This is a genomic window from Rhodoferax sp. TS-BS-61-7 (assembly GCF_002943465.1).
Lineage (GTDB): Bacteria > Pseudomonadota > Gammaproteobacteria > Burkholderiales > Burkholderiaceae_C > Allorhodoferax.
On record NZ_PTQY01000003.1, the window covers coordinates 211,866 to 237,437 of the forward strand.

Annotated in this window: 22 protein-coding genes and 1 tRNA gene; 6 read left to right on the forward strand and 17 right to left on the reverse strand. The window is 59.3% G+C overall.

The window, feature by feature from the left end:
- Position 1: 1 nt before the first annotated feature.
- Complete coding sequence (locus C5F53_RS09730; RefSeq protein ID WP_105261181.1) at positions 2-892, forward strand: FecR family protein; 891 nt, start codon at positions 2-4, stop codon at positions 890-892.
- Positions 886-2,115: an MFS transporter gene (locus C5F53_RS09735; RefSeq protein ID WP_105261182.1), complete on the forward strand. Its 1,230-nt coding sequence runs from the start codon at positions 886-888 to the stop codon at positions 2,113-2,115. Before C5F53_RS09730 ends, C5F53_RS09735 begins: the two co-directional genes overlap by 7 nt.
- 17 nt (positions 2,116-2,132) lie before the next feature.
- Here the strand turns inward: C5F53_RS09735 and C5F53_RS09740 are convergent, their stop codons facing one another.
- The 6 genes from C5F53_RS09740 to C5F53_RS09765 all read right to left on the reverse strand — a co-directional run bounded on the left by C5F53_RS09740 (position 2,133) and on the right by C5F53_RS09765 (position 7,444).
- On the reverse strand, positions 2,133-2,819 hold the full coding sequence (locus C5F53_RS09740) for an HPP family protein (protein ID WP_161499916.1): 687 nt from the start codon (positions 2,817-2,819) through the stop codon (positions 2,133-2,135).
- Positions 2,820-2,860: 41 nt separating this feature from the next.
- The gene (gene hemW / locus C5F53_RS09745; protein WP_105261184.1) at positions 2,861-4,099 is read right to left on the reverse strand and encodes a radical SAM family heme chaperone HemW; all 1,239 of its coding nucleotides are present in this window, start codon (positions 4,097-4,099) and stop codon (positions 2,861-2,863) included.
- 6 nt (positions 4,100-4,105) lie between these two features.
- The gene (locus C5F53_RS09750) at positions 4,106-4,711 is read right to left on the reverse strand and encodes a non-canonical purine NTP pyrophosphatase (protein ID WP_105261185.1); all 606 of its coding nucleotides are present in this window, start codon (positions 4,709-4,711) and stop codon (positions 4,106-4,108) included.
- A gap of 42 nt (positions 4,712-4,753) precedes the next feature.
- Positions 4,754-5,431: a ribonuclease PH gene (rph, locus tag C5F53_RS09755; protein WP_370446725.1), complete on the reverse strand. Its 678-nt coding sequence runs from the start codon at positions 5,429-5,431 to the stop codon at positions 4,754-4,756.
- Positions 5,432-5,522: 91 nt separating this feature from the next.
- Positions 5,523-6,440 carry a PP2C family serine/threonine-protein phosphatase gene (locus tag C5F53_RS09760; RefSeq protein ID WP_105261187.1) on the reverse strand — a complete coding sequence of 306 codons (918 nt, stop codon included), beginning with the start codon at positions 6,438-6,440 and terminating at the stop codon, positions 5,523-5,525.
- The gene (locus C5F53_RS09765; protein WP_105261188.1) at positions 6,437-7,444 is read right to left on the reverse strand and encodes a serine/threonine-protein kinase; all 1,008 of its coding nucleotides are present in this window, start codon (positions 7,442-7,444) and stop codon (positions 6,437-6,439) included. The genes C5F53_RS09760 and C5F53_RS09765 overlap by 4 nt, the downstream gene beginning before the upstream one ends.
- Before the next feature lie 79 nt (positions 7,445-7,523).
- Here C5F53_RS09765 and C5F53_RS09770 point away from each other — a divergent pair, with 79 nt between their 5' ends.
- The 4 genes from C5F53_RS09770 (at position 7,524) to C5F53_RS09785 (ending at position 11,641) form a co-directional block, all read left to right on the forward strand.
- Positions 7,524-8,441, forward strand: a complete 918-nt coding sequence (locus tag C5F53_RS09770) for a YicC/YloC family endoribonuclease (protein WP_105261189.1) — start codon at positions 7,524-7,526, stop codon at positions 8,439-8,441.
- 38 nt (positions 8,442-8,479) lie between these two features.
- Positions 8,480-9,100: a guanylate kinase gene (gene gmk, locus C5F53_RS09775; protein WP_105261190.1), complete on the forward strand. Its 621-nt coding sequence runs from the start codon at positions 8,480-8,482 to the stop codon at positions 9,098-9,100.
- Between the two features lie 16 nt (positions 9,101-9,116).
- A complete protein-coding gene (gene rpoZ, locus C5F53_RS09780; protein WP_105261191.1) occupies positions 9,117-9,320 on the forward strand; it encodes a DNA-directed RNA polymerase subunit omega in 204 nt (67 codons plus the stop codon).
- Between the two features lie 86 nt (positions 9,321-9,406).
- A complete protein-coding gene (locus tag C5F53_RS09785; protein ID WP_105261192.1) occupies positions 9,407-11,641 on the forward strand; it encodes a bifunctional (p)ppGpp synthetase/guanosine-3',5'-bis(diphosphate) 3'-pyrophosphohydrolase in 2,235 nt (744 codons plus the stop codon).
- Here the strand turns inward: C5F53_RS09785 and greB are convergent.
- The 11 genes from greB to C5F53_RS09840 form a co-directional block, all read right to left on the reverse strand.
- The gene (greB, locus tag C5F53_RS09790; RefSeq protein WP_105261193.1) at positions 11,638-12,201 is read right to left on the reverse strand and encodes a transcription elongation factor GreB; all 564 of its coding nucleotides are present in this window, start codon (positions 12,199-12,201) and stop codon (positions 11,638-11,640) included. The two genes, C5F53_RS09785 and greB, sit on opposite strands and share 4 nt — an antisense overlap.
- Positions 12,202-12,287: 86 nt before the next feature.
- The gene (locus C5F53_RS09795) at positions 12,288-13,112 is read right to left on the reverse strand and encodes a GGDEF domain-containing protein (protein WP_105261194.1); all 825 of its coding nucleotides are present in this window, start codon (positions 13,110-13,112) and stop codon (positions 12,288-12,290) included.
- A 128-nt stretch (positions 13,113-13,240) separates the two neighbouring features.
- Positions 13,241-13,317 (reverse strand) — tRNA-Arg (locus C5F53_RS09800).
- 95 nt (positions 13,318-13,412) lie between these two features.
- Positions 13,413-14,291: a 3-keto-5-aminohexanoate cleavage protein gene (locus C5F53_RS09805; protein WP_105261195.1), complete on the reverse strand. Its 879-nt coding sequence runs from the start codon at positions 14,289-14,291 to the stop codon at positions 13,413-13,415.
- Positions 14,288-16,249, reverse strand: coding sequence for a biotin carboxylase N-terminal domain-containing protein (locus tag C5F53_RS09810; RefSeq protein WP_105261196.1), 1,962 nt, complete (start codon positions 16,247-16,249; stop codon positions 14,288-14,290). Before C5F53_RS09810 ends, C5F53_RS09805 begins: the two co-directional genes overlap by 4 nt.
- A gap of 135 nt (positions 16,250-16,384) precedes the next feature.
- A complete protein-coding gene (locus C5F53_RS09815; RefSeq protein ID WP_236635329.1) occupies positions 16,385-17,224 on the reverse strand; it encodes an enoyl-CoA hydratase/isomerase family protein in 840 nt (279 codons plus the stop codon).
- A gap of 211 nt (positions 17,225-17,435) precedes the next feature.
- Positions 17,436-19,688, reverse strand: a complete 2,253-nt coding sequence (locus C5F53_RS09820; RefSeq protein WP_105261198.1) for a P-loop NTPase fold protein — start codon at positions 19,686-19,688, stop codon at positions 17,436-17,438.
- Positions 19,689-19,726: 38 nt separating this feature from the next.
- Entirely contained in the window at positions 19,727-20,137 is a 411-nt protein-coding gene (locus C5F53_RS09825) for a hypothetical protein (protein ID WP_105261199.1), read from the reverse strand.
- A complete protein-coding gene (locus tag C5F53_RS09830; protein WP_105261200.1) occupies positions 20,130-22,181 on the reverse strand; it encodes a hypothetical protein in 2,052 nt (683 codons plus the stop codon). Before C5F53_RS09830 ends, C5F53_RS09825 begins: the two co-directional genes overlap by 8 nt.
- On the reverse strand, positions 22,178-24,103 hold the full coding sequence (locus tag C5F53_RS09835; protein WP_105261201.1) for a hypothetical protein: 1,926 nt from the start codon (positions 24,101-24,103) through the stop codon (positions 22,178-22,180). Before C5F53_RS09835 ends, C5F53_RS09830 begins: the two co-directional genes overlap by 4 nt.
- Positions 24,096-25,562 carry a site-specific integrase gene (locus C5F53_RS09840; RefSeq protein WP_105261202.1) on the reverse strand — a complete coding sequence of 489 codons (1,467 nt, stop codon included), beginning with the start codon at positions 25,560-25,562 and terminating at the stop codon, positions 24,096-24,098. The genes C5F53_RS09835 and C5F53_RS09840 overlap by 8 nt, the downstream gene beginning before the upstream one ends.
- Positions 25,563-25,572 lie beyond the last annotated feature (10 nt).

Below are 25,572 nucleotides of genomic sequence, written 5' to 3' on the forward strand. Positions count from 1 at the left end.
CATGGCACGCATCACCCCCCTTCCCATTGCAACAGCGCTTTGCCTGTTGGGCAGCTGTGCACTGGCAGCACCGGCCGGCACGGTGTTGTTCACCCAAACGGGCAGCCAGATCGTGGACGCCAATGGCGTACCCCGCCCGGCACAACGTGGAGATGTGCTGCAACACGGTGAGAAACTGCGGACCCCGCCCGGGGGCATCTCCCAGGTGCTCATGCTGGATGGCAGCATCCTGGGCGTGCGTCCGCAAACCGAACTCCGCTTTGACGCACCTGCGGGCAATGCCCCCACCGCGGTGTCTTTGTTGCAGGGCTCCGTGCGGGTGATTGCTTCCGAGTTGATGGACAGCAAACGCCCCTCTGCCATGACCCTCATGAGCGGACAAGCCACTTTGCGCCTCAAAGGCGGGGATGTAGAAACCACTGTGGTGGACGAGAAGCAGCGTGGCACCGTCGACCCCGGCAGCTACAGCCGCCTGATCACAGGTAACGCCAGCATTGGCAAAGGCAGCTTGGTCGAACCACTGAGCCCGCGCCAGGTGAGCTTTGTGGGCAGCGCCAACCTGGCCCCGGTCACCCTCACCTCCAGTATCCCGGAGCTCTTTGGCAGCAAGCTGGCACTGCCGGCCACCGGCACGCTAGAGACCAGCAAAACCGCTGTATTGAGCACCGGCAGCACAACGCTGCAGCCCCCTGCGATTGACAGCAAAGTAGTGGCTCCAGTGACAAGCCCCATCCTGAACACCACAAGCCTGGACACTCTGCCCAAAACTACGCTGGTATTGGCGCCATTACCCCCACCGCCACCCAAACAAATCATCATCACCGCCCCTCCAATCACACTGCAGCCCCCTAAACTGCCAGTCGTCTCCTGCAAAATTACGAGAACTTGTTAAGCACACCCCACGGGACCGAAAGCCCACGACTCTTTCAACACGCCGGTTTCGTCCGCTTCTGGCTAGCCCGCCTCGCGGGCATCATGGGCAACCAGATGCTCATGGTGGCAGTGGCCTGGCACATGTACGACATCACCTCCAGCGCCTGGGACCTCGGGCTGGTGGGACTCTTCCAATTTGTTCCGGCCCTGCTGATGACGCTGCCCGCCGGCCACCTGGCGGACAGGGTGCACCGCGGGCGCATTTTTGCCTGCTGCATGGCCTTGCAGGCGCTGGTGGCCACGCTCATGCTGGTCTCCACCACGCAGGGGTTTGCCACGCGAGAACTGATTTTGGGTCTGGCCGTGGTGCTGGGTGTGGCCCGTGCCTTCCAGATGCCCGCGCAGCAAGCGTTAATTCCCCTGCTGGTGCCCGCCAGCCTCCTGCACCGGGCCTTTGCCATTAGCTCCACCGGCATGGAAATGGCCATCATTGGAGGCCCCGCGCTGGGTGGCCTGCTCTACGCCCTGGGCCCGCGCTATGTCTACATCGCCTGCATGGCCCTGCTGCTCAGTGCCAGCGTGCTGACCATGCTGGTGCGCTACCAGCACAAGCCGCCGCAAGCGGCGGCCACTTGGCAGTCCCTGTTTGCGGGCATCGGTTTTGTCTGGCGGCGCAAGGTGATTCTGGGGGCCACGTCGCTGGACCTGTTTGCGGTGCTGCTGGGCGGTGCGACCGCCTTGTTGCCGATTTACGCCAAGGACATTCTGCACACCGGCCCTGCGGGCCTGGGCCTGCTGCGCTCGGCACCGGCGGTGGGCGCTTTGGCCATGTCGCTGGTGCTCACGCGCTGGCCCCTGCGGCGCAAGGTGGGGCCGCGGCTGCTGATGGCGGTGGGCGTGTTCGGGTTGGCCACCTTGGTGTTTGGCCTGTCCACCTCGTTCTGGTTGTCCATGTTGGCCCTGGTCGTCACCGGGGCGGCCGATTGCATCAGCGTGGTGACCCGCAACACCCTGGTGCAGCTGGACACCCCGGACGACATGCGCGGACGCGTATCGGCCGTCAACTCCATCTTTATTGGCGCCTCCAACCAACTGGGTGAGTTTGAATCAGGTGCCACTGCCGCGTTATGGGGCCCGGTGGGTTCAGTCGTGATGGGCGGCGTGGGCACCATGCTGGTGGCGGGCCTGTGGTTCCGGTTGTTCCCGGCACTGGCACAACGCGACCGCATGGAAAAAGACTAGGGCCGCGTCGCCCAGACTCAGGTCCACAGGTCCAGCGGCGGGTCGGCCACCACGGCTCGCAGGATGTCGGAGCGCGACACAAAACCTATCACCTGCCCCTCATCGTCCACCACCGGCAGACCGGGCAAGCCGGTGTCCAACAATACCCGTGCCACGCGGCGAATGTCAGTGTCTGGGGCCACGCTGGGCACCGGGGTCCACATCACATCGGTGACCGGCTGCGCCAGCAGGGCGCGCCACACTAAGGGGTGGCTGTCAGCCTTGGGCAGGCGGTCTGCCCGCATCAGCTCGGCACGTGCCAGCAGCCCCACCAACACCCGAGCCTCTGACACCACAGGCGCCTGGCCAATGCCGTGCTGGCCCAGCAGGGCCCAGGCCTGTTCCACATCAAAGCTGCCGGGCACGGTCACCACCTCGGCACTCATGATGGCTTGCACTTTGGTAAGTGGCTGGCGTGGTGTGTCGGCCTTGCGCACCTCTTCGTACGCGGCCAGTGCCACGCGGTGGGCCACATCGGCAGGAGGCGGTGTCGGAGTGTCAGCGATAAGGTCCGCAAAGTTGGAACCGCCGGCATGGTCACGGCCGTCCTGGCCAATCGGGGCCACATGGCGCGTGCGTGCCAGACCCGTGGCCGCCCCCACACGGCGCAGCTCTTCCAATGATCCGCGAAACACGCGCCCCGCTTTACCGTAAACCGAAAACATGGTGGACTCCCCAGCATGCGGAGCCCACAGGAGCCCCATGCCTATGAATTGGACAAGAAAAGCGCCTGCAAGTCACTCAAAAAGTCAAAACCTCGCACGGAGGGACGTACGCGCGCGAAGTCACGTTCAATCAGGCCCTTGCGCTCAGCTTCCTGCAGGCTGGCCTCGATGGCGGTGATGGCCAGGCCGGTCCGCTCGGTAAAGTCGCGCAGGCCAAAGCCGTTGCGCAAGCGCAGCGCATTGAGCATGTACTCAAACGGCAGGTCGGCGCGCGCCACTTCGTTGTCCTGCGCCAGTGCGTTACCGGCCAACGCCTGTTCCATATAACGCGCAGGGTCGCGAAAGCGCACCTGGCGCACCACGCGGTGTGCAAAGCTCAGCTTGCTGTGTGCGCCTGCACCTATGCCCAGGTAATCACCAAACTGCCAGTAGTTGAGGTTGTGAAAACAGCGGTGCGCGGGCTGGGCGTAGGCCGACACCTCGTAACGCTCCAGCCCCGCCACCCCAGTTAGCTCGGTGATGTGGTCCAGCATGGCGTAGGCCGTGTCGTCCTCGGGAATCTGCGGCGGGAACTTGGCGAAATAGGTGTTGGGCTCGATGGTCAGGTGGTAGATGGAGATGTGCGGTGGTGCGAACTGCAATGCCAGCTTCACATCGGCGTCCAACTGCTCCATCGTCTGCCCAGGCAGCGCATACATGATGTCCAGGTTAAACGTGTCAAACGACTGCGCGGCCTCTTCCACCGCGGCCAGTGCCTGCGCGCGGTCATGCACGCGGCCCAGGGCTTTCAGGTGGTCGTCATGAAAGCTCTGCACACCAATCGACAGGCGCGTGACACCGGCGCTGCGGAAGGCCTTGAAGCGGTCCTTCTCGAACGTGCCGGGGTTGGCCTCCATGGTGATCTCGCAGTTGGCCTCCAGCCGCAGGCGTGCGCGGATATCGGCCAGCAGGCGGTCGATGGACTGCGGCGAAAACAGGCTGGGCGTGCCGCCGCCGATGAAGATGCTGTGCACCGTGCGGCCCCATATCAGCGGCAGCGCCGCCTCCAGGTCGGCAATCACGGCGTCGATGTAGCGCTGCTCTTGCAGGCCTTGTGCGCTTTGCTCATGGGAATTGAAGTCGCAATACGGGCACTTCTTCAGGCACCAGGGCAGGTGCACGTACAGCGACAGGGGCGGCAGCGCAGCCAACTGCAGGGTGCCGGGCCGCATGTAGTGCTGAATGTCGCGCTGCACCGCGGCCTCTGTCGCACCTTCGTTAACTGGCGTGATCGGAATCATGGCCGCTCAGCCACCCAGCCAGTTGCTGCGGATCAGCGCCGCCATGGCCTGCGCGGCACGGCCGCGGTGGCTGTTCGCATTCTTCACCTCCACGGGCAGCTGGGCAAAGGTTTGGCCAAACTCGGGAATCCACATCACGGGGTCGAAGCCAAAACCGTTGCTGCCCAGGCGCTCCCGCGCCACCTCACCCACCACCCGACCCACGGCGATCAGCGGCTCCGGGTCTTCGGGCGAACGCACCGCCACCAGCGTGCTGACCATGGCACAGCGGCGGTTGTCTATGTTTTGCATCTGCTCCAGCAGCGCGGTGACGTTGTTGTCGTCCCCCTTGGCATAGCCATGCTGGGTGGCGTAGTAGGCCGTGTCCACGCCCGGCAAGCCACCAAACGCGTCTATGCACAGGCCAGCGTCATCGGCCAGCGCGGGCAGGCCGGTGTGCTGGGCGGCGTTGCGCGCCTTGGTCAGCGCGTTTTCTACAAAGGTGCGGTAAGGCTCAGGCGCCTCGGGCACGCCCAGGTCGCCTTGGCGCACCAGCGTACAGCCCAGCGCGCCAAACATGGCCTGCAGTTCGGCCAGCTTGCCCTGGTTGTTGGATGCGAGAACAATTTGCATTAAAAGTGCCTCTAGCGCTTATGAATACTGCGCAAGCAGCTATTATTTTGATAGTGAATCTTGTTGCAAGGCCATCAGCTCGGTGATGCCTTTTTCCGCCAAACCCAGCAGTTGGTCCATCTCGGCGCGCGTAAACGCCACGCCCTCGGCCGTGCCCTGCACTTCCACAAAATGGCCCGCGCCGGTCATCACCACATTCATGTCGGTGTCGCAGGCGGAGTCTTCGGTGTACTCCAGGTCCAGCAGCGGCGTGCCCTGCACAATGCCCACACTGATGGCGGCCACAGCGGCGGTGATCGGTGTCTCATTAATCTTGCCGGATTTGAGCAGGCCGTTCACCGCATCTTGCGCCGCCACAAAGGCGCCGGTGATGGCCGCGGTGCGCGTACCACCATCGGCCTGGATCACATCACAGTCCAGCTGGATGGTGCGTTCGCCCAGCTTCTTCAAATCAAACACGGCGCGCAGCGATCGGCCGATGAGGCGCTGGATCTCTTGCGTGCGGCCGCTTTGCTTGCCCTTGGCGGCTTCGCGGTCGCTGCGGCTATGGGTGGCACGCGGCAGCATGCCGTATTCGGCGGTCACCCAACCCTCACCGCTGCCACGTTTGTGCGGTGGCACGCGTTCTTCCACCGACGCAGTGCACAACACCTTGGTGTTGCCAAACTCGATCAGCACCGCGCCTTCGGCGTGCATGGTGTAGTGGCGCGTGATGCGCACAGGGCGCAACGCGTTAGCGGCGCGCGCACCGCTGCGAACGAATTCAGTCATGGCAGTCTTTCAGGAAATGGCCGTTCGCACGGCGGTGCGTTTAGCCCCGACGTGCCGCGGAGCGCCGAATAGCCTCGTTGATTTCGGCAATGGAGCGCTCGATGGCGGCGTCATCCAGGTCATCCACCTGCGAGTCCAGCCAGCCGGCCTGCACGGTAGAGGCAAACACGCCGTCCTCGATGTTGTCGGTAGAAATGGCACCGCGGGTGGACTCGAAGCTGTCCGGCGTTTCCCACTCCATGGTGATCAGGGTCACGTTGTCGCAGTGCGTGCCCCCATTGGCCAGCGCTTGCTCCACCAGGTCGGGGGCCGAATCGGTGACCGGCTTTTGTGCCAGGTGGTAGACGATGGTGGAATCGTCCACCGTGCCCCACAGCCCGTCCGAGCACAGCATGATGCGGTCGCCCTGCTGCAGGGGCACCGGGCCGGTGATGTCAAACACCGGCTTGGTCGGAGAGCCCAGGCAGGTGTAGAGCACGTTGCGGTTGAACACCGCAGGTGCAGCGTGGGCCAGAGGCCGGTCGCCCTCGCGCTGCTCCATGTAGGAGTGGTCGCGCGTGCGCGCCAGCAACTCGCCCTGGCGCACAAAGTACAGGCGTGAATCGCCGCAATGCACCCAGTGCGCTGCACCCCCCTGCACAATGGCCGCCACCAGCGTGGTGCGCGGAGTGTCCATCAGGTGTTTTTCGGTAGCGTATCGCAGGATCTGGCGGTGGGCCGCAAGAATGGCGCGTTGGAAGAACGCCCTGACGTCCTCGATCTCGGGCGTGGCCTCTTTCTGGTACAGCGCCGAAATCACTTGCAGCGTCATCTGCGCAGCCACTTCTCCCTCGGGGTGGCCGCCCATGCCATCGGCCAGCAAAAACAAGCCCGACGCCTTGGTATAGCAATACCCCATGCGGTCTTCGTTTTTTTCGCGGCCGCCTTTGCGGCTGATCTGGAATACGGAAAATTTCATTTGGGTTTGGCCGGCACCGCGACAGCGCCCTGCACTGTCTTTTTGGTGTCAGCCACCATGGAATCGAACTGCATGCGCACCTTCTCACCCACCGAGAGCTTGGTGTAGCGTCGCTCGCCTTCGCGCGACAGCTCCTTTTGCAAGGCAAACACCGACTGCGGGCGCGACAAGGGATCCAGCGACATGCACCACTCCACCACCTCGATCAGGTTGTCGGAATAGACACCGCGCAGGCGCGCCAGTGCCGTGGTGATGCGGTCTTTTTCCAGGCGCTGCGGTGCCTCGTTGGGCGGGTAACCCTGCATGCAGGCATAGATGCAGGCGCCAATGGCGTAAATATCGGTCCACGGGCCCATGGAGGCATCGCGCCGGTACATCTCGGGGGCGGCAAAGCCGGGTGTGTACATGGGGCGGATGAAGTTGCCTTCTTTGCTCAGCACTTCGCGTGCCGCGCCAAAGTCGATCAACACTGACTTGTTGTCGTCGGTAATAAAGATGTTGGCCGGCTTGATGTCCAGGTGCAGCATCTTGTGCTGGTGCACGATGCGCAGGCCGCGCAAAATCTCGTCGAACAGCGAGCGGATGGTGGACTCGCGGAACACCTTGCTCTTCTTCTGGTCGCGCGCGGTGACGATGAAATCCTGCAGGGCCGCGCCCTCCAGGTAGTTCATCACCATGTAAACGGTTTCATTTTCACGAAAGAAATTCAGCACGCTCACCACGGAAGGGTGGGAGATTTGCGCCAGCGAGCGGCCTTCTTCAAAAAAGCTTTTCAGGCCCAAGCGGTACAGCGACAGCTTCTCGGGCTGCACCTGAGGCAACAGCTCACCGGGTGCGCGGCTGGCCAGCGATGAGGGCAGGTATTCCTTGACCGCCACCTGCTGGCCTTCCGAATCCAGCGCCAGGTACACCAAGCCAAAGCCTCCGGCCGCCACCTTGCGAATAATGCGGTAGCCGCCAATCGTGGTATCGGGGGGTAACGGTGCTGGCTTGACCTTTGACATAAATTGCGGGGTAAGGGCTCGTCGGTTGCGTGTGAACCGGGTTATTCTCGGGGCCGTTTCAACGCAGCGAGAACCCGTGATGCCAGTTTACAGCATGACTGGCTATGCCAGTGCCCAGCACAGCACAGCCACCAGCGCCCCGGAAGGCGAGCCCAAAAACCAGCCCACCACGCAGCTCGGACTGGAGATCCGCTCGGTCAACAGCCGCTTTCTGGACCTCACGTTTCGCCTGCCCGAAGACCTGCGCCAGTTCGAGCCCGCCCTGCGCGAGCTGCTGGGCAGCAAGCTCAAACGCGGCAAGATTGAAGTCCGCGCCTCGGTGGAAACCACCAGCACCAGCAGCATCCCCGACCCCACCCCCAAACTGCTGCAGCGCCTGAACGCAGCGCAAGACAACATCCGCGCCTGGCTGCCCAACGCCAACCCGCTGAGCGTGGCCGACGTCATTCGCCTGGCCGCCAGCGAACAAGGCGGCCAGCGCGACTGGAGCGCTGACGTGATGCCGCTGGCCGAAAAGACCCTCAAAGAGCTACTGGCCGCCCGCCAGCGCGAAGGCGCCCGCCTGGCCACCATGCTACTGGGCCATATCACCCAGCTGCGTGCCCTGGCCGAACAAGCCGGCCCGCTGGTACCCAAGCTGGTGGAGCAGCAGCGCACCCGTTTTATGGAGCGCTGGAAAGAGGCCATGGCCCTGACCGACGGTGCCACCCTGCCCGAGGCCGCACAAGACCGGGCCCTGACCGAGGCCACCGCCTTTGCCATTCGCATTGACGTGGCCGAAGAAATCACCCGTCTGAGCTCCCACCTGGACGAACTGGAACGCCTGATCAAAAAGGGCGGCGAGATTGGCAAACGGCTGGACTTTTTGATCCAGGAACTGCACCGCGAGGCCAACACCATGGGCTCCAAATCGGCCGCGCTGGAGCTGACCCACATCTCGGTGGACATGAAGGTGCTGATCGAGCAAATGCGCGAGCAGGTTCAGAACTTAGAATAAGGCGACTTCAGCTACCCGCCTTATCGGAGCCAATGTCAATGGACTACCCCGGAAACCTCTTTGTCGTCGCAGCCCCCAGCGGGGCGGGTAAGTCCAGCCTGTGCAAGGCGCTGCTGGAACTGGATTCGCGGCTGCAGCCCTCGGTGTCGCACACCACGCGCCCACCGCGCGGCCAGGAAAAGCATGGCCGCGAGTACTTTTTCGTTTCGCAGCAGGAATTTGACGCCATGGTGGCCGCTGACGCCTTTGTCGAGTGGGCCCATGTGCACGCCAACCGCTACGGCACCTCCAAAAAAGCCATCGAAGACCGCATGGCCATGGGGGCGGACGTGATTCTGGAAATCGACTTCCAGGGTGCCGTGCAGATCAAGAACGTGTTTGCCAACGCCATCTGCATCTTCATCCTGCCCCCCAGCTGGGAAGAGTTGCGTTCCCGATTGGAGCGCCGCGGTGAGGACTCGCCCGAGATCATCGACATGCGCATGAAAAATGCCCAGGTCGAGGTGGCCCAGGTCGCGAAATTCGACTTCGTTATAATCAACGAGTTATTCGACCGTGCGCTTTTCGACCTGAAAGCCATTGTTCACTCTCAGCGGCTCAAGATTTCGGCACAGCGCCGCGCCCGTGCCGAAACATTCCAAGCGCTGAACATCCTCTAGTTTCCCGGAGATTTCCATGGCCCGTATTACTGTTGAAGACTGCCTCGTGCAGATCCCCAATCGCTTTCAATTGGTATTGGCAGCCACTTACCGTGCCCGCATGTTGAGCCAAGGCCACACGCCCAAGATCGAAAGCAAGAACAAGCCTGGCGTGACCGCACTGCGCGAAATCGCAGCAGGCAAAGTCGGCATCGAGATGCTGAAAAAAGTACCGCTGTAATCGCCTACTCTCCTGAAAAAGCACCGCTTGCGGTGCTTTTTTGCGTTTGGCCTGCGCCACTGCATGGGGCGCGCTACATTTAAGCCATGGGCAGTACTCCACACCTCACCTCACCGGCCGCTGCCGCCAACGCCGCGGCAGCCAGTTTTGCCGGATTGACGGCCAAACTGGACTACCTGAGCCCCAGCGATGTGGAGCAAGTGCGCCTGGCCTACCGCTTTGCCGACGAGGCCCACCTGGGCCAGTTACGCAACAACGGCGAGCCCTACATCACCCACCCGATTGCCGTGGCCGCCCAGTGCGCCGACTGGAAGCTCGATGCCCAGGCCTTGATGGCGGCCCTGCTCCACGATGCCATCGAAGACTGCGGCATCACCAAGATCGAACTGATCGAAAAATTCGGCTCGCCCGTGGCCGAGCTGGTCGACGGCCTGACCAAGCTGGACAAGCTGCAGTTCAACACGCGCGAAGAAAACCAGGCCGAGTCCTTTCGCAAAATGTTGCTGGCCATGGCGCGCGACGTGCGCGTCATCCTGATCAAGCTGGCCGACCGCAGCCACAATATGCGCACCCTCTCGGACGTGCCGCGCTCTAAATGGGCCCGCATTTCGTCGGAGACGCTGGACATCTACGCCCCCATTGCCCACCGCCTGGGTCTGAACCAGACCTACCGCGAGCTGCAGGACCTCTCCTTCCGGCACCTGCGCCCCTGGCGCTACGCCACGCTGGCCAAGGCCGTGGCCAAGGCACGCAGCCGCCGCCGTGACCTGATCCAGAAGGTACAAAAAGAAGTCGAGGCCGTGTTCGCCGCCGCCAACATGCCGGTGCGCATCGCGGGCCGCGAAAAAACGCTGTACTCCATCTACAAGAAGATGGACGACAAACACCTGAGCTTTGCCCAGGTCACGGACATTTATGGCTTTCGGGTGCTGGTGCCCCAAGTGACGGACTGCTACACCGCGCTGGGCCTGCTGCACCAGCTCTACAAGCCCCTGCCCGGTAAGTTCAAGGACCACATCGCCATTGCCAAGGTCAACGGCTACCAATCGCTGCACACCACGCTGGTGGGGCCAGCTGGCATTAACGTTGAATTCCAGATGCGCACCGAGGCCATGCACGTGGTGGCCGAATCGGGCGTGGCCGCCCACTGGCTTTACAAGGTCAACAACCCCGACGACGCATCCAATGACCGGTTGGGTACCAAGTGGCTGCAGTCGCTGCTGGACATTCAGGATGAAACCCGCGACGCCGCTGAGTTCTGGGACCACGTGAAGGTGGACCTGTTCCCCGACGCGGTGTATGTGTTCACGCCCAAGAGCCAGATCATGGCGCTGCCGCGCGGCGCCACGGTGGTGGACTTTGCTTATGCCATCCACAGCAATATTGGCGACCGCACCACGGCCGCGCGCATCAACGGGGAGCAAGTCCCCCTGCGCACCGAACTCAAGAATGGCGATGTGGTGGAAGTGGTCACCGCACCGGTGTCCACGCCCAACCCGGCCTGGCTGGGCTTTGTGCGCACCGGACGGGCCCGCTCCAAGATCCGCCACCACCTCAAGACCATGGCGCAGACCGAATCCGAAAGCCTGGGCAGCAAACTGCTGCAGCAGGCCCTGCGCTCCGAAGGTATAGAGCGTTTCCCAGATGATGATCCCAGTTACAGCACGCTGTGGGACAAGCTGCTGCGCTTCACCGGCAACAAAACACGCCAGGAATTGCTGACCGACATCGGTTTGGGCAAACGGATTGCCAACATCGTGGCCAAACGCATGGTGAGCCTGCTGGCTGACAACGGTGAGCGCCCTGATGCCCTGCTGCTCACGCGCGAACGCTTCACCGCCCACGAATCCACCTCGCTGGGCTCTATCACATTGGATGGCAGCGAAAACGCCTCGGTGCAGTTTGCACCCTGCTGCCGCCCCATCCCTGGCGACACCATCGTGGGTTACCTGGGCCGCGGCGAAGGTCTGGTGGTGCACCAGCAAGACTGCCAGATCGCACGCAAGCTGCAAAACAAGGACAGCGAGCGTTTTATTGGTGTGGAATGGTCGGACGAACCGATTCGCCCGTTCGAAACCGGCGTCGTGGTGACCGTGAACAACGGCAAGGGCGTGCTGGCCAAAGTGGCTGCGGCACTGGCCTCGGCCGAGGCCGACATCCTGCACATCGACATGGGGCAGGACGGTGTGCAAGACGCCTCAGATTTGCGTTTTGTGGTGGCCGTACGCGACACCGCCCACTTGGAAACCGCACTGCGCAACTTGCGCCGTACGCCCTCCGTGCTGCGGGCCGACCGCAGCAGCAATAGCGCCACCGCCTAGGCGGACAGGGGTGCGGGGTAGACCACCCGCAGCACCTCGATGGTGGCCACACGGTCGGGCATCACCAGCTTGAGTTCATCGCCCTCGCGGGCCTTGAGCAGGGTGCGCGCAATCGGAGAAATCCAGCTCACCTCGCCCACGGCGCTGTTGGACTCGTCAATACCTTTGATGGTGACCGTCCGCTCCACATCGGCATCGTCTATATAGGTGACGGTGGCGCCAAAAAAGATCTGGTCGTTCCCGTGGTGCAAAGAGGGGTCCGACACCTCGGCGATCTCCAGGCGCTTAGTCAGAAAACGGATGCGGCGGTCGATCTCGCGCAGGCGTTTTTTGCCATACAGGTAGTCGCCATTCTCGGAGCGGTCGCCATTGCTGGCAGCCCAGTGCACCACTTCCACGATCTTGGGGCGCTCGTTGTCGATCAAGTCGAGCAACTCGTCACGCAACACAGCGTAGCCATGGGGGGTGATGTAGTTTTTTCCACCCGCCGGCAACGCAGGCAGTTGCAACTCATCGTCGTCAATGCCCGTGTCAGACTCTTTGGTAAAGGCCTTGCTCATGATTCCGTTCAATGCAGTCCACGGCACTCCGTGGCTGGTTTCATTCTAGCGACGCACGCCTGTGCGCCACGATGGACCACGCATTGTTACTTGGCAAAGGCGTAGCCCGTACGGTCGCGTTTGGCCACGTACATCGCAGCGTCCGCCTCTTTGATGAGGGAATCCGCTGTTGTGCCGTGTCTTGGAAAGAGCGCTATACCAATGCTTAAAAAGACACTGATGTCCCCGGTGTCGAGTTGGCATGGCCGCTGAACCCGGTTGACGATTTTCTGGGCGAGGTTAGCAACCGTCTGCTCATCCGTCGCCCCCATCAACAGGTACAAAAACTCATCGCCCCCCAGGCGGCTGACGGTGTCGTCATCCCGCGTGTTCTCTTTGAGCCGCGCTGCAATCGTCTGCAACACCGCATCGCCAGCATCATGTCCATGGGTGTCATTGACTTGCTTGAAACCATCCAGGTCCAGAAACATCACGGCCAGCGCCAGATCATGCCGCCGCGCCTGCGCCAAGCCATGCTCCAGGCGGTCGTGGAACAGCGTGCGGTTCGGCAAACCGGTCAGAGGGTCGTGCATTGCAGCGTAGCGCGCTAGCTCCTCCTGCTGCGTGACCAGGACCAGCTCCGCATCGATGGCTTTGCGCTCGTTGATCTCGCCTTCCAGCGCGTGGGTTACCAGCGCCAACTTGTCTGACGCGTCTTGAACCTTCTCCTCTACGGCCTGACTCTGCGCCAAAGCCTGCTTGACCTCTGGCGACTGCGCCTGCGCGCCAACCTGTTGCCCCAGCACGGAGTTCACGGTAGATAGCTCCAAGGCACTTTGTTCCACCAAGGCCTGCACATGCTCTGCCTGCCCCAAAACGCTGTTGAGGGATTCGTTGGGAGTTGTGCTGGACGGCGGCGTGGGATTGTTCATGGATTTACCTGGATGGGACATCCCCTCAGGCTATCAATCCCCGCACCAACGGTCTGTGCGCAGGCACACGCTGGCGGGCCTCAGAAACGAAAAAACCCTAGAACATTTCTGTTCTAGGGTTTGTCGTTTGGTGCGGCTGGCAGGAATTGAACCCACGACCCCTTGGTTCGTAGCCAAGTACTCTATCCAACTGAGCTACAGCCGCTAAGCTTCGTATTCTAGCACGAAGTTTTTAGGGCTTGATGGAAAACCCGTAGAAACTTTTGCGAATTCCGATTTCCAGAGGCGCCAGCACCCAGTTTACGCGCTGCGCAGCCCTAGCAAGGCCCGCGCCTCCGCCGGGCTGGCAATCGCACGGCCTGCACGTTGGGCGCAGGCGGCCAGTGCGGTGATGAGGGCACCGTTCCCCGCAGCGCGTTCACCGCTAGGCAAGTAAAAGGTGTCTTCCAGACCCGTGCGCAACATACCTCCCAGGTCTGCCGTCTTCTGGTGTACCGGCCAGATCTCCGTGCGGCCAATCAGCGTGGTTTGCCAGACGCTGCCCACGGCCATGTATTTGGGCAGCAGCGACAGCAGCTCCGGGTCGCACGGCATGCCCGAGGCTACGCCCATCACCAGGTTGTACTCGGCGCGGCCCATGGCGGGCTTCAGCATGCCGTTCTTCAGGTACATGGTCACCGAGCGCACGATGCCCACGTCAAAGCACTCGAACTCAGGGTGGGTGCCCGCCTCTTCCATCACGTCCAGAAACTGCTGCACCTTGGCTACCGGGTTGTCGAAGACCATGGGTGGCCAGGCCCAGCTGCCGTCTTCCTTGAGCTTGAGGTAATTCAAGCTGCCCGCGTTACAAGCGGCAATTTCGGGCTTCACGCGGCGGATACAGGCCAGCGGACCGCTGATGTCTTTGCCGACCACCCCGGTGGTCAAGTTGATGATGACGCCGGGGCAGGCTGCGCGGATCGCATTCACGATGCTCTGCGCCACATCCGGGTCCCACGAGGGCATGTGGCCCATGCCCTCTTCCTGGCTGCGCATATGGATGTGCATGATGCTGGCGCCCGCGTTGAAAGCGTCGCGTGCCTCAGACGCCATTTGCGCCGGGGTCACCGGCACGGGGTGCTGCTTGGGGTTGGTCAGCACGCCGGTCAGCGCGCAGGTAAGTATGGCTTTGTCCATCATGCTTCCTTCTTCGTGTTGAGTTCAAGCTCCACCAGCACAGCACCGGATTCCACTTGGTCGCCCGCCTTGGCGTGCACTGCTTTGACCGCGCCTGCACTTTCGGCGCACAGCCACATTTCCATCTTCATGGCTTCCACGCAGACCAGCTGTTGGCCCTCCTGCACGGTGTCGCCAGTTGCCACCAGCACTTGGGTGACCTTGCCGGCCACGGGGGAGCGGGCACGGCTCGCGTCTTTGAGGGCGTCGGCATTGGGGAAGGCGGAGACCTCGGTGAACACATGGCTGTGGCCGGCATGGGCAAGATGCAATTCGGCGCCTGCAAACACGGCAATGGCAGTTCGTGCCACACCATCGATTTCAATCCGCAACACGCCGTCCTCAAACTGCAAGACGCGGGCTGCCGTGGTGTGGCCATCCCAAGTAACGGCAACCGCCCCATGGCGGTCCGGCAGCACACGCACTGCGCGCACCGTGTCGCCCGTCTGCAGCTGGAAGCCGTAGGCGGCCACGCTGTTGGCGCGCCAGCTGCTGCCGTGTTGCGTGGCCAGGGCTACCGCCGCCACGGTCCATGCCGCATCGCTGGGCACGGGCGCCTGCAGCAGCGGCTCACCCTGCTCCAGCCACTGGTCGATCAGCGTGGTGGTCATCTCGGCTTTGCGGAAAGCCGGATGGTCCACCAGATCGCTCAGAAAGCTGCCGTTGTTCTTTAGCCCCAGCAAAGGCGTGTTCGCCAACGCGGCACGCAGGCGGCGGATGGCGTCGTCCCGGTCGCGGCCATGCACGATGATCTTGGCGACCATGGGGTCGTAGAAGGGCGAGACCACACTGCCCTGACGGATGCCGTCGTCAACGCGAGTGCCCTCGACCAAAGCACGCTCGGGCTGCCACCAGGCCACCGTGCCGGTCTGCGGTGCGAAGCCGGTGTAGGGGTCTTCTACATACAGGCGGGCCTCTATGGCGTGGCCGGTAAGCGTGATGTCTTCCTGCCTGGCGGGCAGCACATCGCCTGCGGCCACCTGCAGTTGCCACTCCACCAGGTCATAGCCCGTGATGCACTCGGTCACCGGGTGCTCCACCTGCAGGCGCGTGTTCATTTCCAGAAAGTAGTGGTTCAGCTTGTCATCGACGATGAACTCCACCGTGCCCGCGCCGCGGTAGCCCACGGCCAGCGCGGCAGCTACCGCGTCTTGGCCCATGGCGGCCCGCATGGCGGGGCTCACCACAGGCGACGGCGCTTCTTCAATCACTTTTTGCCGGCGGCGCTGGGCGGTGCAATCACGCTCGCCCAGGTAGACCGCATTGCCATGGGCGTCCGCAAACACCTGGATCTCGATGTGGCGGCCGTTGTCGATCAGACGCTCCAGCATCAGCGTGCCGTCGCCAAACGCGCTGGTCGCTTCGCGGCGCGCGCCGTCTATGCCTTGCTGCAACTCGGCATCACTGCGCACAAGCCGCATGCCGCGCCCGCCGCCACCGGCCACGGCTTTGACGAGCAACGGGTAGCCCAGCTTCTTGGCCTCGGTGGTCAGCGCCATATCGCTTTGGTCTGCACCCAAATAGCCCGGTGCGCAGGGCACGCCCGCCTCCAGCATGCGGCGCTTGGCCAGGGCCTTGTCGCCCATGGCCGTGATGGCGCTGGCCGGAGGGCCAATGAAGACGAGATGTGCATCTGCACAGGCCTGCGCAAAGGCGGCGTTCTCGCTGAGGAAGCCGTATCCAGGATGCAGCGCATCGGCACCAGTTTTTCGCGCAGCGTCCAGAATCGCGTCGATCTTCAAATACGACTCTGCAGCGGGGGACGCACCAATGTGCACGGCTTCATCTGCCAGCGCCACGTGGGGCGAATTGCGGTCCGCATCGCTGTAGACAGCCACGGTTTGGTAGCCCAGCTTGCGTGCGGTGCGGATGACGCGACAGGCGATCTCGCCGCGGTTGGCGATCAGGATTTTGCTAAACATCCAACACCTCACTGAGAGACTGGGTGGCAGAGCGTTTTGCGTAGGTAAAGGAGGAGCCCGCACAGCGGGCGGGGGACACGAAGCAAAACGCTCTGCCGCCCAGACTCCGCGAAGTCATCCGTAGTTTTGAAAAGTTCATGTCACAGCCCATTGCGGTTTACGTTTCTGAATGAAGGCCGTCATGCCCTCTTGCCCCTCGGGGCCTTGGGCCGCTTGGGAGAAGATGGCAGCAGCCTCTTCCACCAAGTCGGCCGCAGCCGTAAAGCGCGCCTTGCGCATCAGCGCCTTGGTAGCAGCCAGTGCGCCGGGGGCGCAGGCCAATATGTCGGCCAGCGTCTTGTCCAGCGAGGCGGCTATGCCTTCGGTAGTCGTTACCTCATGCACCAACCCCACGGCGAGTGCACCCGCCGCATCGAGGCGACCACCTGTTACGGCAAGGCGTTTGGCTTGCGAGTAGCCAAGGCGCTCCACCAAAAACGGCGCGATTTGCGCGGGTACCACGCCCAGCGAGGTCTCGGGCAAACGGAAGGCTGCGGTCTCACTGGCGATGGCCACATCGGCCACACAGGCCAGACCAAAGCCGCCGCCCATTACCGTGCCTTCCAGCACGGCCACCACGGCCAGCGGTGTGTTGGCATAGGCGGCACACAGGTGGCCAAAAGCGGCATTCACCTCGGCAATCGGGTCGGGCGCGCCTTCGGCCCTTTGCATGGCACGCATGCGCGCACCAGCCATATCTTTCAAATCGGCCCCGGCGCTGAAGTGCCCGCCCTCGCCGCGCAGCACCACTACGCGCACCGCACCGGGCGTACCGGCAGTGGCCTCGGCCGCGCGCAGCACCTGCTGCAGCTCGGCCACCATCTGCAGCGACATGGCGTTGCGCACCTCGGCGCGATTCAAATAAATATGCAGGGTAGCCCCCGTAGATACTGCGTGAACAGCTCCTAATTGCATAGCATCTATGACTTGCTGCATGGTATTCCTCTGGCCTCAGGCCTTGCCCGGCAGCGTGCCTTCCTGAATCACACTCAAGTTGTCCTTAAATGGACAACCACCTTTCCCAGCAGAATCAACAACTTGCCTTCCGGCGACCTGTCCATCGCGACACCCATACAAATGGACATGTGCAGTCGTCGCTGTCCATTCATTCCTAGGAAGATTCTTCAGTCTTTTCATCTCAGGCTCCTTACTCGTTCTTCAATAGAGGGATCGCGCTTTGACTTTTAAGCCAGTCAGGCATATCGAGATCTGACACGGGGACTCCCAAGTCAACAAGTAAGTCTCTTTGCTTGCGCAAATCTTGGAGCATGCGAAATTGACTGGGCTCCGACACGCTGAGGTTCCATATCATTCCCATGAGGTCCGAATGCGCCTTGATGAAGACCTTTCGCTCTTCCGAAGTGCAGTACTCTTGATCTCCATGACCAATGGCGCGTAAAAGCAGACTCAAGTATTCACTTGCATCACTGACCGCCTCTGAGGTGTTCCTTCGTCCCGTCCATGCCTCCAACAGGTCAGTCTTGTGAGTGGTAAACATTGGACTACTGGGAGTGGTTAGCAGATATCTAGCGGCGCGGCGCTCCCCGCGTGATCGGAGTCGTCGAATCTCACCTGGCGTCTTCACATAAGACAGCGCAACGGCACATGCTTGGGGCTCAAACACTTGACGAAGGGCGTCACTCAACGCGTTCTTCAACTTTGTAGATCGCCCGTCAAAGACGTCCTCATGCGATTGTCCTGGCTTTAGCATTTCGTAGATCGGCATGTGATCACCAGTAGCTTTCCCAAGCTCTATAAGAGTCTGACGTTCCTTTATTCGAAGCTGAGCGTCTGATTCGTTCGCATCAAAATGGCACCATTCCAACGCCAAGCCGTACAAGCGCTCCCACAGCTTAGATAATTGCTCGGGTGTCAGCGCACATACAGGTGCAGTTCCGCCAACGCTCTGCAAGAGTAGGTCAAGAGCGTCGGCTGCATGGCTTAACTGTGATTGGTGACCGACCTTTAAATTAAAGTGCGACGCGTTCTCTAAGATCGTTCCGTAGTGGGAGACTATCGTTTCTGCCAATTCACTCTGAACGGTTTCCGCTCGCGCCTCTGACTCTTTTTCTTGTTCGGCGAGGAAGTTGGCAATGACACTTGCGCGTCGGTCTGCCTGCCATTTGGCGAAGAACTGTTTAAATTCCGACCAGGTGATGCTATGGGGAGCGAGCGCAAAGCTGGCTTGATACCGGACCCGCTCACCTGGGTGTCTTGGCATTTCCGCTCTCCATGCTTCAATCAGCCTTTGGACTCGCGCTGTCCGAGGAACTAGTTCGGGAAACTCTTTTAGTAGTAGATCAAGTTCCCTTGCCCTGCGGGCGTTTTTGTCTTCGGCTTCCTCATACCCCTCCATGAAGTCGTATTCGACATTGCCAATAGTGTTTTCAAGGAGACGGCTAGCAAGCCCTTCACTTTCGGTCCTAACTAGAGCCAGAAGCAGTATGACGCCCCAATCCAGCTCAGCATCCTCGTGGCGCTCGACCTCTTTCTGCATACTGGCAATCATCCGTACGAATAGCTTGAGCTTTCGGGGGTTGGACGGAAGTAGTTTCACAATTGCATCGACGGATTCCCTCGGGACGAATGAGCACAGTGCGCCAAACTGAAACAATCCCAATCGGCGCACTTGGTCTGCTGTAGGCTGGGGCAAATCTACCCGGAAGTCGATGACCTTATCCAAGAAGGTTTCACCCTCCTTCCCCCAGGCTTCATTGCTTTGCTCCAGCGCGGTCGCGACGACCTTTCGATCAAACGCCAAAACAAAGGCGAACTGTTTGTAATCGAGAAGCTCACGAAGCACCAAAAGCAATTTAGGAACAACTGCTGGCGCCGCGCGGTCGAGGTCGTCGATGAAGACTACGACCCTTCGATCGCCAAGTTGGTCAGTCACCCTCAGCATGTCTTTGCTGGAGAAGGTCAACTTTTTGCTTAGCAGCATCGAAGCCACATTGGCCCCCACTGATGCGCCTGGAGCATGACCAGACGATTCGATCATCTTGCCCAATGCCTTGATCGCGGCCTTCACCTTCTCCACTCCAAACGACTTCACCCAATGGATGGGAGCAGCCCACCACCTAACCTTGACCCCATTGCGCTGGAGCCCGGCAATTAGCACTTTTCCGAAGTCCTTCCACACCTCATCCGGGGTTGATGCGCCCCATGGGGTGTACCTGATGACGATATTCCCCGCTTCTAGTTGCTGCTGTTCAACAAAGTTCAATACGGACGTCTTACCGTCTCCCCAAGGTGCAAAAAGACCGATGCGGGTAGACCACTTTGAGGGTGCTGTCGCGATGATGCGCGAGATGCTTTTAGCAACAGGCCAGCGATCATAGAAGTCCTCCGCACGATCTGCAATCGGAGCGTCATGACCAGTCTGGGATGTGATGCGATTCATTTGTGTCCTCCTTGATTGTTATGTGGCTTCAAATCGCACTACGACCGGCCAATGAGTTTTCGGGTATTGATCGATGTGACTTTCTCGCCGGTCAACGCGGCCTTCTCTTTCGCCCACTGTCGTTGTTCTTCCCAGAGTTGCTTGACCAAGGAAATCTCACGACTTAAGGCCTCCTCCCATAGAGCCCGGTACTTAGCAGCATCCGCTTTCGCAGCATCCAGTGCGGCCTTGGCAACGTCCTGCGGCTGTCGGCTTTCTGTAGCCGCTGCATCTATCGCGTTGATCAACTCCTTGAAGACCGGGCGTGATTTCTTAATCGTCCCCTTTTTGCGGCCAGCCTCAAGCGAGACGTTGTCGTTGGTGATCTTTGATCCTTTTGGAACATTGGTTGGGCGGTCCTTGATTAACCGCTCCAGCGCGTCAAAGTAATCGCTCAGTACCTTACGCATGTCGTGCTCCCTGGGACGCGCTCATAGGCCTGTTTCCAGACCTCCACTTGACCTCGGCATCCACCAGAATGTCCAACTCTTCTTTTTCCATTTCAAAAGCTATCGACCCAGGCTGAAGGTTTGCCACGATCCGCCTCTGAAGTGGAATGATCTCAATGATTTTGGAATGCTTGCCAATCAAGGATTTACAGTTCTCCGAGATGCAAATGCCACTTGTAAGCCGCAATCCCTTTTGTTTGTCACAAGTACCAACGTGATTGCAGCCACCCAATGGATGGGCTTTATAAGCCATGCGTCCCATCTTGAGCTGGTCTTTGACTTCTTTGGACGACATCACTTCGCCGCGTTGCTTTTTCAAGTCATAGAAGAATCCTCCGGGGCCACAGAGCGGTTCATCACTGTTGAGCACGTCTCGGGTGAAGGCTAAGCATTGGGCCTCCTGTTCCGAGTCCTGCCAATCAAGGATGATGTGGTTCTTGTACTCCACTGGATCATCGCGAAGGAAGTTTTTGGCGAAGACGCTACCTCGCCCGTAATACTCTGACATTTCCCGGGTGATGTGCTGCAACTGGCGTCGCAGTGACGATGCCTTAACCAGACCGCTTGCATTGCAGTAAAGCGCCAACGAACGGCGCAACTGGTGATACTTAAGTGGCCATGGCATACCAATGGCAAAGTCAGGCTCCGTACCCCAATCTCGAAATTCGTCAATTGCCACCAACTCAGCGATGTCCGCCGCCTCAATTGTGGGACACATTGCTACTTTGAGAATTTCTGACATTGCGCAAATATGCAACGCCCGAGCCGGCGCATATTGGGAATCTTTGGGTATCTCCAAAATTGCCACCCAAGGCAGGTAGGAGGTGGAAACAAACAATGGGTAGCTGTCTTTCGCTTTCTCTATGCTGCTGGGCTCAGCTCCGAGGTATTTGTAAATCACATCAGCAAAGGACTGTGCCACCCTAACTGCTCGGAACCCCTGAGCATCGGTAGTGACCCACCGCGTTCTTTTGAAGCGGGCTCCATTCAACTTAGTCGTGGCCCCGACGAACAGGCTGTGTTTTCGCCCATGTCCAGCCTTAACTGTCTCCATACAGTGATAGGGCAAATTTTCGGCCTCTTCGTCTCGCATTCCGGAGAAAGTATGAATCTGCAACTTGCAGACACGCTGGATGTTTGTCAGTGCGCTCGTGAGACCGCCGAGGTCCGCTTCAACCCCCTTTCGGGTCAGAAACTCAACTAAACCGTGTTTTGCGATGAGTTCGGGGCCGAAGGAAGCACCCATTTTCAAACCCTTGGCTTTGAACTCACTGTGCAGAATCACCGCTTCACGCAGCGCAGCGAGTAGGCGATCCTGGTGCTTCTCAATATCATCAAGTTCACTGTCAAGCGCGTTGATCAGCGCCAAATAGATGTTGGTCGGCAAGGGTGCCGTCTGCGACTGTGATCGACCGTAGGCATTCGCACGCTTCTTCAACTCCGCCCACTTTTTAGGCATTGCTACCACGAAGCCGAGTTGAGCCTCAGTTACCTCTTCGCGAAGAAAGGTAAGCCACCTTACAACGTTATGGCACTGGCTTTCAGGTACAGATGTTATGTACCCATCCAACAACGTAACTTGCTCCAACACGTCTCTCAATGAGCACCGTTTTTCATGCGCGTAACGGGCGAATTTTCCAAGGGCAAACAAATCGATTCCCAAAGAACGGAACCCAAGCATCCGTTGCGCATGGTAGACGCGCAGAACCATGAGGTACTGCATTTCGCGCATCAACGCCAGACGCTGCGCAGTGACATCGCCTCCGCGAACTGTCTGTTTACCTTTCGTCTTCCAGAAGTAAAAAGGCAAGGATGATCTAGTTCTCCTCGCGGTGCAGTAGGTCCAGTTCCACACGAAGTCGCCTACCAAGGACAGCGGCTTCCCTTCGGCATCTTTGCTTATCACGTGGCCAAGTTTTAACTGCACGCCGCCACCGTGGTCCCACGGATCAGGCGCATGGGCACCTGATGGCAAATCAATTTGTGCGCTGTGCAAATTGGTCATCCCAGGACTCCCAATGACAGGAACAACTGAAACTTGTCGGCGAAGTAGGGTGTCAAGTTTCCGTTTTCAAAAACGTCTTTCTTGACGCGATCCACTATGTTTGCGCAACCATCGAAGGCTCGTATTTTTTCGAGATCCTCATCGCATTTAACGATCTGCGGCCTAAACTCTGCCTCCGATTGAGGCCCATTGATCAACTGCTCCATCAAGTAAGCGGCAGACGCGATCTTTCGTGCATCTTCCTCCCCCGCGACAAGCACACGCTTGGAACAAAAGATGCAACCCGACTTGCAGTTCGGCTTGACCGACACACTTTCGTCCAACGGTTCTGGCTGACCATAGGAAGGACATACGCCACCTTCTTCAAGCTGCCTGGCCTCAATGTTGCTGTTTTTGGCAACTATCTCTTGTTTCGCCTTCTGTGCAATTTTCCCGAGAACGAGGCTTATCTCAAAATGGTGGTCATCAGCGGTTCCAGCGTTGTAGCTCGTCTCGGCAGTTGTTTCCTTGTGCTGCAGGACCGCCGCCTCAATGATCGAGTCGTGCTTGCGCCGGTAGTAATCGGACACTGTGGCCCGAATTTTTCGCGCAGACATTGCTCGCAGTTCTGGGTCGATACGTCGAAGAGTTAGGTACTGACTCTGCAGAAGCTGATCGTGAATCTGCGATGGGAAATCCTTATTTCCCATCCCAAGACTCATGAACAAATACGGGAACGCCTTGCCATCCAAGAGGTACTTTCGCAGTTCCATGTAACGACGCAGCGATGGTACAAAGGCAACTGGAACGATCACGCTAACTACCTTTTTCTGCGCACGCCACTTGATGGTCCGATAACCAGGGTTGGCCGTCGCTTCTTCCAATGTTCCATCGGTTTCTATGTCACTCACCGGCGCCGCATTCCCACCTGTATTGGCCAGAAACAGGAAGTAAAAGGCGTTGTGCGCAAGCATGGCGAGGCTCCGTCGGTGGTGATTGCGCGAATCACTATTGGCGACATCAAAGGACAGTGCTGCATCGGTGATGCATCTACGTGCATTCGCCAACTTTTGCTTGTCTATACCCTTGTAATGCCGCCAAATTTCATCGAGAGTTGAAAGTCTGCCTTTCTCATAGTTGTAAGCCCAACTTGGGGCATTCAATTGCGCTCGCGCTTCACCCCATTGATGCGGTGGGAGAAACCAACGATTAGTTGGAAAAACCCACAAGAAATCATCCTGCCATCCCAGTGATTTCGGCATCGCAAGAAGAAATGGAAACGGGCGATTTTCAAGTATCAAGTCGCACAGACCTTGGAACAAGGAGTCATTCAAGGCCAAGGCGTGCGCGAAATCATGTTGACTTGCTGGTTCAGTCCCACCTTTTTGACCACTTCTATCCTTGACGAATCGGATGCCATTGCCCAGGTCGGAGCAGCCCGTAAATGCTTCCAACAGGCTCAACACCTTGTGTTGAAGGCGCGAAGCATTGGAACTTTCATATTCATGTCGACGAAACCGGTCCTCGACATCCTGAACAAATAGTCCATACGCACGTTGGGTCGCATCGCCGCCAGCCAGGCAATCGACGCAGCCGTTGACATCCGCCCAGTCCATAAATAACTTGAAGAAATTCAGTAGATTGCTCACGCTGCTCGTTCTCATCCCTGCGTCTTCAAGCAAGCTGGAGAAAACCTTGATCACTTGACGGATCTGGACAATGCGCTCCTTTCGGAACGAGCTAAGTACGACATGGCGTGACCCATTTGCCTTGCGCTTTTTGTCAGAGCGAATGGTGTAACAGAACGCGCCTACATCGTGCACGTGTTTACCAATTTTCAGCATCACCTGATCGGGGTTCAAGAGGCGAGTATTCGCTGCCAGTGGCAACTCAAAAATCACTACAGGGCGCTCGGTGAACAGTATTGGAGGTTGCTTAGTCATCCAGCACCCCCGTCATAGCCTGATCAATCCATGTTTGCACCTGTTCACCATAACCATTGATGGCAGCGTAAACCTGCTCCAGACGGCGGCGGTAATCAAGATACAGATCAGTGGTCGCGCTGTTCTTGTGCCACATGAGCTGTCGCACGATGTTGCGTGCCTGGCTCAAACTGACTTTGCCACTGTCCACAAGGTCCATCTGGATGTCGGTGTGGTTCATACCAAACGTCGCTCGCAGATCGTGAATCCTGAAGTGAAACTTGGGATCGTGGTTCTTGCGTACGTGAGGGATAAGGCGGTCAGCCAGAAACTGACGAATAGTTCCCCCCGCCTTGCGGTAACGCTCTTTGAACTCGGGATCAAACTGGACGGCCTCATCCTTGGCCTGGTAGTAAGGACTGCCTTGCTGGGTCAGGAACAGATACTGCTCACCGGAAACGCCACCAATAGCGGCTTCACGCCTACGGGTCGCCCGTGCGGACAAAACATATGTCTGCAAAGCTTGATACAAAGGCAACGGGATCTGCAGCAAGCCTTGCTTATCTCCCTTGGTATCGATTCCTGTACCGGGACCGCACTTCAACTTGAAGACCGACCCACCTCCGGAAAGGGCATTGGAGAATACCGGCGACTTCCCTGTCAGGTGCTTGACCCGTAGGGTGGTTGCGGTCTGGACACGTGCACCTGTGGCAATCATGAGCAGGCAAATAAGGTACATCTCAGGGTTACCAAGGGCATTCAATGCCTCCATGACCCATTGCTGCTCATCCTTTGGCAGCGGGCGCAATTTTCCGCCGTCTTGAATGGTGTCCTCTAGAGCATCCTCGGCTTTAGCCACCTTGATGCCCACATCTGTCGTTAGGCCCTTTTTGAAAATGACGGCACCGTATTCACCCTTAAACGTCAGGGAGTAGCCACGCTCTTCCCACGGTTCGTTTTCGGGTTCAAAAACTTCTTCCTGGATAAGCCAACGATAGAAGGCAATCACGGTAGACATGCGCCGTTTGGCTGTTCCTTGGGCGACTTCCCCAGCGAACATCTGCTGCTTGAGGAATCCGTTGTACCGATAGGTACAGCGCCGCAACTTCATCTTTGGAAAGTCAAACAGCAATTCATCGGGCCTATCGGACTGATCCAGCCACTCCTTGAACGCTCCTAGATCATCGGCCAATGAGTGGTACGTCACCATGTTTGGCCTGCTTTCACCCTCCAGCCGCGACAACAGAAAGTTTGTCGCCAACCCCCAGGGCCTACCGGCACGATCCAATGGAATCGGAAAGAGGTTGTAGTTGAATCGACTCTCGCTGTGCGGCTCCACCACCGGGCGGCAGTAATAGGTCAACGCTTCACGGCCCTTGCCACCCCTGATCTCCCGCTTGATGGCTAGCGGGTCATCAACCTCGCAGACTTCTGTGAGCCTGAATGAAGGGATCAGAATTTTGCGCCGGAGCTCAATCACTGACCAACCC

Bases quoted from the DNA above. Each gene is read 5' to 3' on its own strand.
- C5F53_RS09820 (WP_105261198.1), bottom strand. From the start codon at position 19,688: ATGAATCGCATCACATCCCAGACTGGTCATGACGCTCCGATTGCAGAT.
- greB (WP_105261193.1), bottom strand. From the start codon at position 12,201: ATGAGCAAGGCCTTTACCAAAGAGTCTGACACGGGCATTGACGACGAT.
- C5F53_RS09730 (WP_105261181.1), top strand. From the start codon at position 2: ATGGCACGCATCACCCCCCTTCCCATTGCAACAGCGCTTTGCCTGTTG.
- C5F53_RS09740 (WP_161499916.1), bottom strand. From the start codon at position 2,819: ATGTTTTCGGTTTACGGTAAAGCGGGGCGCGTGTTTCGCGGATCATTG.
- C5F53_RS09815 (WP_236635329.1), bottom strand. From the start codon at position 17,224: ATGCAGCAAGTCATAGATGCTATGCAATTAGGAGCTGTTCACGCAGTA.
- C5F53_RS09765 (WP_105261188.1), bottom strand. From the start codon at position 7,444: ATGTCAAAGGTCAAGCCAGCACCGTTACCCCCCGATACCACGATTGGC.
- C5F53_RS09805 (WP_105261195.1), bottom strand. From the start codon at position 14,291: ATGATGGACAAAGCCATACTTACCTGCGCGCTGACCGGCGTGCTGACC.
- C5F53_RS09795 (WP_105261194.1), bottom strand. From the start codon at position 13,112: ATGAACAATCCCACGCCGCCGTCCAGCACAACTCCCAACGAATCCCTC.
- gmk (WP_105261190.1), top strand. From the start codon at position 8,480: ATGGACTACCCCGGAAACCTCTTTGTCGTCGCAGCCCCCAGCGGGGCG.
- C5F53_RS09760 (WP_105261187.1), bottom strand. From the start codon at position 6,440: ATGAAATTTTCCGTATTCCAGATCAGCCGCAAAGGCGGCCGCGAAAAA.
- C5F53_RS09750 (WP_105261185.1), bottom strand. From the start codon at position 4,711: ATGCAAATTGTTCTCGCATCCAACAACCAGGGCAAGCTGGCCGAACTG.
- C5F53_RS09810 (WP_105261196.1), bottom strand. From the start codon at position 16,249: ATGTTTAGCAAAATCCTGATCGCCAACCGCGGCGAGATCGCCTGTCGC.
- hemW (WP_105261184.1), bottom strand. From the start codon at position 4,099: ATGATTCCGATCACGCCAGTTAACGAAGGTGCGACAGAGGCCGCGGTG.
- C5F53_RS09785 (WP_105261192.1), top strand. From the start codon at position 9,407: ATGGGCAGTACTCCACACCTCACCTCACCGGCCGCTGCCGCCAACGCC.
- C5F53_RS09830 (WP_105261200.1), bottom strand. From the start codon at position 22,181: ATGACCAATTTGCACAGCGCACAAATTGATTTGCCATCAGGTGCCCAT.
- C5F53_RS09770 (WP_105261189.1), top strand. From the start codon at position 7,524: ATGCCAGTTTACAGCATGACTGGCTATGCCAGTGCCCAGCACAGCACA.
- C5F53_RS09825 (WP_105261199.1), bottom strand. From the start codon at position 20,137: ATGCGTAAGGTACTGAGCGATTACTTTGACGCGCTGGAGCGGTTAATC.
- C5F53_RS09835 (WP_105261201.1), bottom strand. From the start codon at position 24,103: ATGACTAAGCAACCTCCAATACTGTTCACCGAGCGCCCTGTAGTGATT.
- rpoZ (WP_105261191.1), top strand. From the start codon at position 9,117: ATGGCCCGTATTACTGTTGAAGACTGCCTCGTGCAGATCCCCAATCGC.